Origin of the sequence: Pseudomonas sp. NPDC085632, assembly GCF_044541255.1 — a bacterium.
Classification (GTDB): Bacteria; Pseudomonadota; Gammaproteobacteria; order Pseudomonadales; family Pseudomonadaceae; genus Aquipseudomonas.
Map to the genome: position 1 here is coordinate 22,716 of NZ_JBITSX010000036.1, position 7,700 is coordinate 30,415.

Genomic DNA, 7,700 nt, shown 5'->3' on the forward strand with positions numbered 1-7,700 from the left:
GTTACGCGTCCTTCTGCTTGGTGCCGAAGATCTTGTCACCGGCGTCGCCAAGTCCAGGAATGATGTAACCGTGCTCGTTCAAGCGCTCATCGATGGACGCGGTGTAAATGGTCACGTCCGGGTGAGCTTTTCCGACTGCTGCGATACCTTCCGGCGCGGCAACCAGCACCATCGCGCGGATGTCTTTGCAACCAGCCTTTTTCAACAGGTCGATGGTCGCAACCATCGAGCTGCCGGTGGCGAGCATCGGATCGATGATCATCGCCAACCGTTCGTCGATTTCCGGAACCAGTTTTTCCAGATAAGTGTGCGCTTGCAGGGTTTCTTCGTTGCGGGCGACGCCCACAGCGGAAACCTTGGCACCCGGGATCAGGCTCAGCACGCCTTCAAGCATGCCGATGCCGGCGCGCAGAATTGGCACGACGGTGATCTTTTTGCCGGCGATCTTCTCGACCGACACGGTGCCGCACCAGCCTGCAATATCGTAGGACTCCAGCGGCAAATCTTTTGTAGCTTCATAGGTCAACAGGGCGCCGACTTCCTGAGCGAGCTCACGGAAGTTCTTGGTGCTGATATCGGCGCGGCGCATCAGGCCGAGTTTATGACGGATCAGCGGATGGCGGATCTCGAGGATGGGCATGGAAAAACTCCGGCGGCGGGCAAAAAAACCGGCCTAGATTAATCTATCCGAGGGTGATGTCCTATAGGACATTCTGTACGTTAGTCCATAAAGGCTTGATTCGGCCTCAATGGATGCGTACCTTTGCCCGCTTTTCCAATTCCGCCACCCCTGGAGAGCGCCATGTCCGCTGATCTCGAGCATATCCGTCAAATCATGCGAGAGGCTGACTGCCTGTACACCGAAGCTGAAGTCGAGGCGGCCATCGCCCGTGTCGGTGCACAAATCAACGAACAACTGGCTGACAGCAACCCTGTGGTGTTCTGCGTGATGAACGGCGGCCTGATCTTCTCCGGCAAACTGCTGACCCATCTGCATTTCCCGCTGGAAGCGTCCTACCTGCACGCAACCCGTTATCGCAACGAAACCAGCGGCGGCGACCTGTTCTGGAAAGCCAAGCCGGAAGTCTCGTTCATCGACCGCGACGTGTTGATCATCGACGACATCCTCGATGAAGGTCACACCCTGGGCGCGATCATCGACTTCTGCAAACACGCTGGCGCGCGCAAAGTGCACACCGCCGTGCTGATCGACAAGGATCACGACCGCAAGGCGCGTCCTGACCTGAAAGCCGATTTCGTCGGCCTGCCGTGCATCGACCGTTATATCTTCGGTTACGGCATGGACTACAAAGGCTACTGGCGCAACGCCAACGGGATCTTTGCCGTTAAAGGCATGTAAGCAAGATCAAAAGATCGCAGCCTTCGGCAGCTCCTACATGGGATTGATGTACACCCTGTAGGAACTGCGGAACGCTGCGATCTTTTGCTTTTAATCCCATGCTAGAGTGCTCGGCCCCGCCCCCCGGAGCCTGTCATGCGCCTCTTGATCCGCAGCCTCGCCGCGTTTTCCTTGATCTTCTGCCTGCCTCTTTCCGCCGCGCCGATGCACAGTCAATTCCTGCCGCCGGACGATCTGACCGTGCGCGATGCCGAGCCCGAACAGCAGCAACTCATGCAAGTCACCGACTATGCCGTAGTGGTGGGCGCTCAACGCCAGTCCAATCAACAGCCGATCCCTGTCACATCCCCTTTGATGATCCGCCTCAAGGGCAAATCCCTGAACAAGGGCGCGACCATCACACAGGTACTGGTCAATTTCGACGGCGAAAGCAAAAGCCTGAAAAAGCCGGTTTATGACGACAAGAGCAAAACCCTGACGCTGTTTTATCCACAGGCACAGTACCGCGTGATCATCGATCTGTTGCGCAATGACACTGTGTATGTGCAGTTCCTCAGTTACGCCAACGGCCACATCTGGGCCGATTTGCACACCGGGGCGGTGCGATCGCGTTGAGCCGGGCGGCCGGGCAGGGGTAAACTGCCCGCCCCGTGTCATGTCTGCGAGCTGGAGTCGGCAATGCGTAAAGATAAGAAACAAGTGATTGGTGACGAGATCGGCGATGAGCAGATCAAGCTGTTCCTCGATTTTGAGCCGGTCGACGCCACTTCGCCGTCACTGCACAAACTGATCAAGGCTTACCGTGGCCTGCGTATCGATGACTTCGAGCGCTTCCTCGGCTTCTTCGTTGAGGCGGGCTATGACGTTGATGGCAAGGACGAGCAGGGCAAGACTTTCGTTGAGCTGATCGCCGATCAGCGCAACGCCCCGGAATACATCGAGCTGATCGCAAAATCCCGCACCTGAGGCTTTTCCCTCGCACAAAAAAACGCCCCGCACTCATTGAGTACGGGGCGTTTTTTATGCGGCGTGATCAAGCGTAGCTTGGGGTCTCGCTGCTTTCTTCAACCAGTTCCAGCGCGATGTTGTTCTGCGTGTTGATCTTGCGATACAGCGCAGCATCGGTTTCCAGTACCTTTTCACGGGCCGGGAAGATTTCCGCCAGTTTGCCGGCCCACTCGCCCTTGGCTTTGGCCGGGAAGCACTTCTCGATCAGCTCGAGCATGATCGAAACGGTCACCGACGCACCTGGCGAAGCACCGAGCAGGGCGGCGAGGGAACCGTCCTTGGCCGCAACCAGTTCGGTACCGAACTGCAGGATGCCGCCCTTTTTCGGGTCTTTCTTGATGATCTGCACCCGTTGGCCGGCCACTTCCAGGCGCCAGTCTTCGGCTTTCGCCTCTGGGTAGAAACGACGCAGGGAATCCAGACGCTGCTCCATCGATTGCATCACTTCGCTGACCAGGTACTTGGTCAGGTCCATGTTGTTTTTCGCCACGGCCAGCATCGGCCCGATGTTGCCGGCGCGAACCGACAGCGGCAGGTCCATGAAGGAGCCGTGCTTGAGGAACTTGGTGGTGAAACCGGCGTATGGCCCGAACAGCAGGGATTTCTTGCCGTCGACTACGCGGGTATCGAGGTGCGGCACCGACATCGGTGGCGAACCTACGGCCGCCTGGCTGTAAACCTTGGCCTGGTGGTGTTTGACCACTTCCGGGTTGTCGCAACGCAGCCACTGGCCGCTGATCGGGAAGCCGCCGAAGCCTTTGCTTTCTTCGATGCCCGACGCCTGCAGCAACGGCAGCGCCGCGCCACCTGCGCCGAGGAAGACGAACTTGGCGTCGACTTCGCGAGTGTTGCCGTTATTGACGTCCTTGATGCTGACGGTCCAGCCAGCGCCGTTACGCTTGAGGCCGGTGACGCGCTTGCAGTATTTGACCTGGGCATCCGGAGCGCTGGTCAGGTGCTTGAGCAACTGATTGGTCAGGGCGCCGAAATTGACGTCAGTGCCGTTCATCACGCGGGTGGCGGCGAGGACTTCGTCCTGCGAGCGGCCCGGCATCATCAGCGGCATCCACTCGGCCATCTTGGCCTTCTCTTCGGTGTACTCCATGTCAGCGAAGGCGTGGTGCTTGCTCAACACGTCGAAGCGCGATTTGAGGAAAGACACGCCGCTGTCGCCCTGGACGAAACTCAGGTGCGGCACCGGGCTGATGAAGGATTTGCACGAGCCGAACGTGCCTTTTTTGGTCAGGTACGACCAGAACTGCTTCGACACCTCGAACTGGGTGTTGATGTGCACGGCTTTCTTGATGTCGACGGTGCCATCGGCGGCTTGCGGCGTGTAGTTCAGCTCGCACAGACCGGCGTGGCCGGTACCGGCGTTGTTCCAAGGGTTGGAACTCTCTGCGGCACCGGAATCCATCAGCTCGACGACTTCCAGCTTGATCGCGGGGTCGAGCTCTTTGAGCAGTACGGCAAGGGTGGCACTCATGATGCCGGCCCCAACCAGTACTACGTCGACTGCTTCGTTATGCGCCATTTAACGCGTCTCCAAAATCTGCAGCACCAAATTGTCGGCATGGCTGCCAGGCGTTCCGGGACAGGTCATTGATGTCCGGGCTATCCGTGGTCAGGTTCGCCATGTCCGAATCTTCGCAATTTTTCGCAACTTCGACGGATGTATGCGGCTTGGCTTTCAAGAGCTCCATGAACTCATTTCAGCACGCAGCTGGCAATTCGACTTATGGTCGAGACATCCGTTTTTGTGCAACCAAATCCGTAGCGGACAGGCTTCAGGCTCCGATATTCGAGGTATACCCGGTCCTGTGTCGTTGGGCTGTTTCAGACGCTAATGGTGCATGTTCAGACGCAAAACTTTTCATTTGCTCGCCACACTCTTGTGAAGTTGTGAAAACCCGTTTTTTTCACGCTCTTTTGAAGACGTGAACCTCAAAAAAGGGCTGTCCAGGCCTGGCACCTTGCCCGCAAAGGCAAAACAACGCGGTGGCCGAGCGTCATGACAGCTCTGCAGATTCGCGAAAAGCGGGGTTTTGCCGGAAGAACAGGCAAGCGCGCCAACTTCACTCGATCTGTGTGGGCGGCTCTCTGTGGGCGATTTTGGGTGTCGATGCATGCGCATTGACGCTGTTGCGGGGCCCGATCAGGAGACGTCCTTATAATCGGGGGGAGATTGTATCGAAGAAATGCGGGCAGTTGCTCGTGTTTAATGACTTTTATTAGGCATCCGGTCAGATGCTCAACATCGCCTGCACCCGTGCACGGGGCTGCGACGCTATGACGCGGGCGTTGGCGGGCAGTGGCTGGTGCAACCAGTTGAGGCGGATTTCTTCGATTTCCACCCAACCGTCGCCCATCGGTTGCAGGCTGCACTGCTTGAATGCCTGGCAGTGGCCGTTACGGTCGAGCAGGGCAAAGCTGCGGTGCAGCGGACGTGGCGCGAACAACGAGATCAGATAACGCATGGTTGAGTACCTTGTGGGGGACTGATTGCAAGGTTGCCAAAGCGCCGTGACGTGAACGTGTATGCCGAGTGAATAATCTGTGACAGGAACCGCTTTGCCACGGGTTTGTCAGACATTTCAGTATTCGCTGCCGGGCGCTGGTTACTCGCAGTGGCCCACCGCTATACTGCCGGCCTGTTTGTGCCTGATTCTGGAGAGAAGAGCATGTTGCAACGCCTGTTGTTCGGTTTGATCACTGTGGCCGGTTTGACCCTGGCCGGCTGCGCCCACAGCCCGCAACAACTGAGCCCGGAGCCGAAGCTGACCACGCAACTGGCAGCGGTCGGTCGTGGCCAGCCAGTCGTCGTGCGTGTGGTTGACGGTCGTCCATCGCCAACCCTCGGTACTCGTGGCGGTCTGTACCCGGAAACCAGCGCCATCACCGTGCAGCGCGAGCAGATCCTGCCGAAGTTGCAGGCTCAGGCTGAAGCCGCCGTGCGTCTGCTCGGCTTCACCCCGACCAACAACGCACCGAATGCGCCACAGCTGACCGTGACCCTGGTCGAGCTGAAATACCAGTCGCCGAAAGAAGGCATGTACGTGACTGAAGCGACCATCGGCGCAACCTTCCGCTCCGACGTGCAGAACGCCAACCGTCGTTACAGCGGCCGTTACGGTGCTTCGCTGGACCAGCGTTTCGGCATGGCGCCGAACCAGGAAACCAACACCAAACTGGTCAGCGATGTATTGAGCGATGCGCTGACGCGTCTGTTCAAGGATCCGACGGTGGGTCAGGTTCTGGCTGAGTAAGTTTTCAGCGGATGTGAAAAAGCCCGGGATCAGTGATGAGCCCGGGCTTTTTTGTGGGACCTGAAATCGTAACCCCCTCACCCCAGCCCTCCCTCCCAGGGGGGCGAGGGGGAAGGGAGCCGATCGGGGCTTTTCAGAACCGGAGTTCACCTCGAGTTTTTCAGGTCGATGTACCTCGACCAAACAACTCGGTCAGTCCCCTCTCCCTCTGGGAGAGGGCTAGGGTGAGGGGCTCTTGACTCAGGCAGCCTGCGAGTAAAAGTCGAGCACGCTCACGCCCGTCAGCAAATCCGTCTCGGGCAAATCCGCATGCTGATGCCCGCCCAGCGCGCAATACACCAGCCAATGGCGATCCTGAACATTGAAGGCGAGGCTGCCGACGAGACTCTGTTGTTCGTCGTAAGGCGTGATGAGATACAGACGATCCTGGTTTTCAGCGTGAAGCATGTCGCGTTCCATGTGTGTTTCGAGGCGCGCAGGGTGGCCTATCCACATGACGATGCCGTGACACAGGACAGCCATCGGTCGATTGTCAGGTAATTTGTCGCAAAGGCTGGGGCAGGGCGGCAAGGTTTGGGTAGAATCCGCGCCGCGGTCGTCGATCTGGCGTCTGCCATACCGGTTCAGATAGAGGTCTGTGATGTCGCTGCACTTGATGACGCTGTTTACCGCCCATCCCGCCAAGTTGATCAACCTGCTGGCGCTGTTGTTGGCGTTTCCCGGCAGTTGGCTGCTGCACGCCACTCGCCGCCGTGAACAGCGCGCGATGGCCAGCATTGCCGCCCAGCGTCAGGCGCAGCCGAATGCCGAGCCGATACTGGATTGGGCGACCTTGCGCATGAACCGGTTTTTCTATCGATTTGGTTTTGCCTGCCTCGCTCTGGCCCTGATTGTCTCCTGGATCAGCACCCGCTTCTAAAAGCAAAAGATCGCAGCCTGCGGCAGCTCCTACACGAATCCCCTGTAGGAGCTGCCGAAGGCTGCGATCTTTTGATCTTGATCTAAAGAATTACAGCGGCAACCCAGCCTTGACACGGTACTGATTACGCACCGGCGTCGCATATTGCAGAACCAGATACGGACGATGCTCTTCCGGGCACGCATCCAGCCGGCTCTGCCATTCTTCCTGCGCCTTGGCCAGTTCATCCGCCGGGAACACCTCGGCAGCCTTCGGCACATTCAACTGCGGGTCAGCATCAGTCCACTGTGCGTACGCCAGGTAGTGCACCGGGAACAACCGGTAACCGCCGAGAATCTGCTTGTCCATCTCGACCGCCAGTTGCTTGGTGTCTTCAAACAGCTCGGTGATCGGCGCGGCAAAGTTCACGTGCACCCGGCCCTTGTAGCCAGTGATGCCCTTGGCAATGCTCACGTCATCCTCGCCCGGTGCTTTCGCGTAGGTGCCGGTGGTGGCGCGGATGTACAGCTCGCGGGCCTTGGCCTGGTCGCACGGGTCGTATTCGTAGCTGATCGACACCGGGGTGACGTTCAACGAGCGGATGACCTCGCCGAACGGCTCGTCCTTGCGGCTCATGTGGAACATCTTGAGGATCGCCGACTCGGTACGGTCATCGCCATCCTTCGCCCGACCTTCAGCCTGCGCGATCCAGATCGAAGCGCAATCATTGCGGATCGAGTGGTTGATGTACGCCGACAACAGTTGATACGCGGCCATTTTCTCGCGACGGCCGGTGATCGAACGGTGGACGATAAAGCTCTTGTTCAAGCGCATCAGATCGCTGACAAACGGCTTTTGCAGCAAGTTGTCGCCAATCGCGATGCGCGGCGTCGGCAGGCCGGCGTGGTACACGGCGTAGTTGACGAAGGCCGGGTCCATCACGATATCGCGATGGTTGGCGATGAACAGATAGGCGCTGCCAGACTTGAATTGCTCGACACCGGTGTAGGTCACGCCGTCGGTGGCGCGCTCGATGGTGTGGTCGACGTAGGACTCGACCTTGTCCTGCAACGTCGCCACCGAGGTCACGTCGGCGAACTCACGACGCAGCCGATGGGCTATAAGTGGTTTGAGCATCCAGCCGAAGGCACCGGCAAAACGCGGGAAG

The 7,700-nt window shown here is 58.5% G+C and carries 10 protein-coding genes; 5 read left to right on the top strand and 5 right to left on the bottom strand.

What is annotated here, in order from left to right:
- Window position 1: 1 nt before the first annotated feature.
- Window positions 2–640 (bottom strand): uracil phosphoribosyltransferase, encoded by a 639-nt coding sequence (upp, locus tag ACIF4X_RS20475; RefSeq protein WP_397483506.1) that lies wholly within the window; start codon window positions 638–640, stop codon window positions 2–4.
- A 162-nt stretch (window positions 641–802) separates the two neighbouring features.
- Here upp and ACIF4X_RS20480 point away from each other — a divergent pair, with 162 nt between their 5' ends.
- From ACIF4X_RS20480 to ACIF4X_RS20490, 3 genes are all read left to right on the top strand, one after another.
- Window positions 803–1,360 carry a hypoxanthine-guanine phosphoribosyltransferase gene (locus tag ACIF4X_RS20480; protein ID WP_064387625.1) on the top strand — a complete coding sequence of 186 codons (558 nt, stop codon included), beginning with the start codon at window positions 803–805 and terminating at the stop codon, window positions 1,358–1,360.
- A 135-nt stretch (window positions 1,361–1,495) separates the two neighbouring features.
- Window positions 1,496–1,975: a hypothetical protein gene (locus ACIF4X_RS20485; protein ID WP_397483507.1), complete on the top strand. Its 480-nt coding sequence runs from the start codon at window positions 1,496–1,498 to the stop codon at window positions 1,973–1,975.
- A 63-nt stretch (window positions 1,976–2,038) separates the two neighbouring features.
- Window positions 2,039–2,326: a PA4642 family protein gene (locus tag ACIF4X_RS20490; protein ID WP_283439426.1), complete on the top strand. Its 288-nt coding sequence runs from the start codon at window positions 2,039–2,041 to the stop codon at window positions 2,324–2,326.
- A 67-nt stretch (window positions 2,327–2,393) separates the two neighbouring features.
- Here the strand turns inward: ACIF4X_RS20490 and mqo are convergent, their stop codons facing one another.
- Window positions 2,394–3,902 carry a malate dehydrogenase (quinone) gene (gene mqo / locus ACIF4X_RS20495; protein ID WP_397483508.1) on the bottom strand — a complete coding sequence of 503 codons (1,509 nt, stop codon included), beginning with the start codon at window positions 3,900–3,902 and terminating at the stop codon, window positions 2,394–2,396.
- Window positions 3,903–4,611: 709 nt separating this feature from the next.
- Window positions 4,612–4,845, bottom strand: a complete 234-nt coding sequence (locus ACIF4X_RS20500) for a hypothetical protein (RefSeq protein ID WP_397483509.1) — start codon at window positions 4,843–4,845, stop codon at window positions 4,612–4,614.
- A 204-nt stretch (window positions 4,846–5,049) separates the two neighbouring features.
- Here ACIF4X_RS20500 and ACIF4X_RS20505 point away from each other — a divergent pair, with 204 nt between their 5' ends.
- Complete coding sequence (locus ACIF4X_RS20505; protein ID WP_397483510.1) at window positions 5,050–5,634, top strand: YajG family lipoprotein; 585 nt, start codon at window positions 5,050–5,052, stop codon at window positions 5,632–5,634.
- Window positions 5,635–5,874: 240 nt separating this feature from the next.
- Here ACIF4X_RS20505 and ACIF4X_RS20510 read toward each other — a convergent pair whose 3' ends face one another.
- Window positions 5,875–6,081 (bottom strand): hypothetical protein, encoded by a 207-nt coding sequence (locus ACIF4X_RS20510; protein WP_008083982.1) that lies wholly within the window; start codon window positions 6,079–6,081, stop codon window positions 5,875–5,877.
- Between the two features lie 193 nt (window positions 6,082–6,274).
- Here ACIF4X_RS20510 and ACIF4X_RS20515 point away from each other — a divergent pair, with 193 nt between their 5' ends.
- Window positions 6,275–6,553 carry a hypothetical protein gene (locus ACIF4X_RS20515; RefSeq protein ID WP_007912825.1) on the top strand — a complete coding sequence of 93 codons (279 nt, stop codon included), beginning with the start codon at window positions 6,275–6,277 and terminating at the stop codon, window positions 6,551–6,553.
- A gap of 90 nt (window positions 6,554–6,643) precedes the next feature.
- Here ACIF4X_RS20515 and ACIF4X_RS20520 read toward each other — a convergent pair.
- On the bottom strand, window positions 6,644–7,700 hold a 1,057-nt coding region (locus ACIF4X_RS20520; RefSeq protein WP_397483511.1), incomplete at its 5' end, for a 1-acyl-sn-glycerol-3-phosphate acyltransferase.

Excerpts from the sequence above, each read along its gene's own strand:
- upp (WP_397483506.1), bottom strand. The coding sequence starts at position 640 with ATGCCCATCCTCGAGATCCGCCATCCGCTGATCCGTCATAAACTCGGC.
- mqo (WP_397483508.1), bottom strand. The coding sequence starts at position 3,902 with ATGGCGCATAACGAAGCAGTCGACGTAGTACTGGTTGGGGCCGGCATC.
- ACIF4X_RS20490 (WP_283439426.1), top strand. The coding sequence starts at position 2,039 with ATGCGTAAAGATAAGAAACAAGTGATTGGTGACGAGATCGGCGATGAG.
- ACIF4X_RS20500 (WP_397483509.1), bottom strand. The coding sequence starts at position 4,845 with ATGCGTTATCTGATCTCGTTGTTCGCGCCACGTCCGCTGCACCGCAGC.
- ACIF4X_RS20510 (WP_008083982.1), bottom strand. The coding sequence starts at position 6,081 with ATGCTTCACGCTGAAAACCAGGATCGTCTGTATCTCATCACGCCTTAC.
- ACIF4X_RS20515 (WP_007912825.1), top strand. The coding sequence starts at position 6,275 with ATGTCGCTGCACTTGATGACGCTGTTTACCGCCCATCCCGCCAAGTTG.
- ACIF4X_RS20485 (WP_397483507.1), top strand. The coding sequence starts at position 1,496 with ATGCGCCTCTTGATCCGCAGCCTCGCCGCGTTTTCCTTGATCTTCTGC.
- ACIF4X_RS20480 (WP_064387625.1), top strand. The coding sequence starts at position 803 with ATGTCCGCTGATCTCGAGCATATCCGTCAAATCATGCGAGAGGCTGAC.
- ACIF4X_RS20505 (WP_397483510.1), top strand. The coding sequence starts at position 5,050 with ATGTTGCAACGCCTGTTGTTCGGTTTGATCACTGTGGCCGGTTTGACC.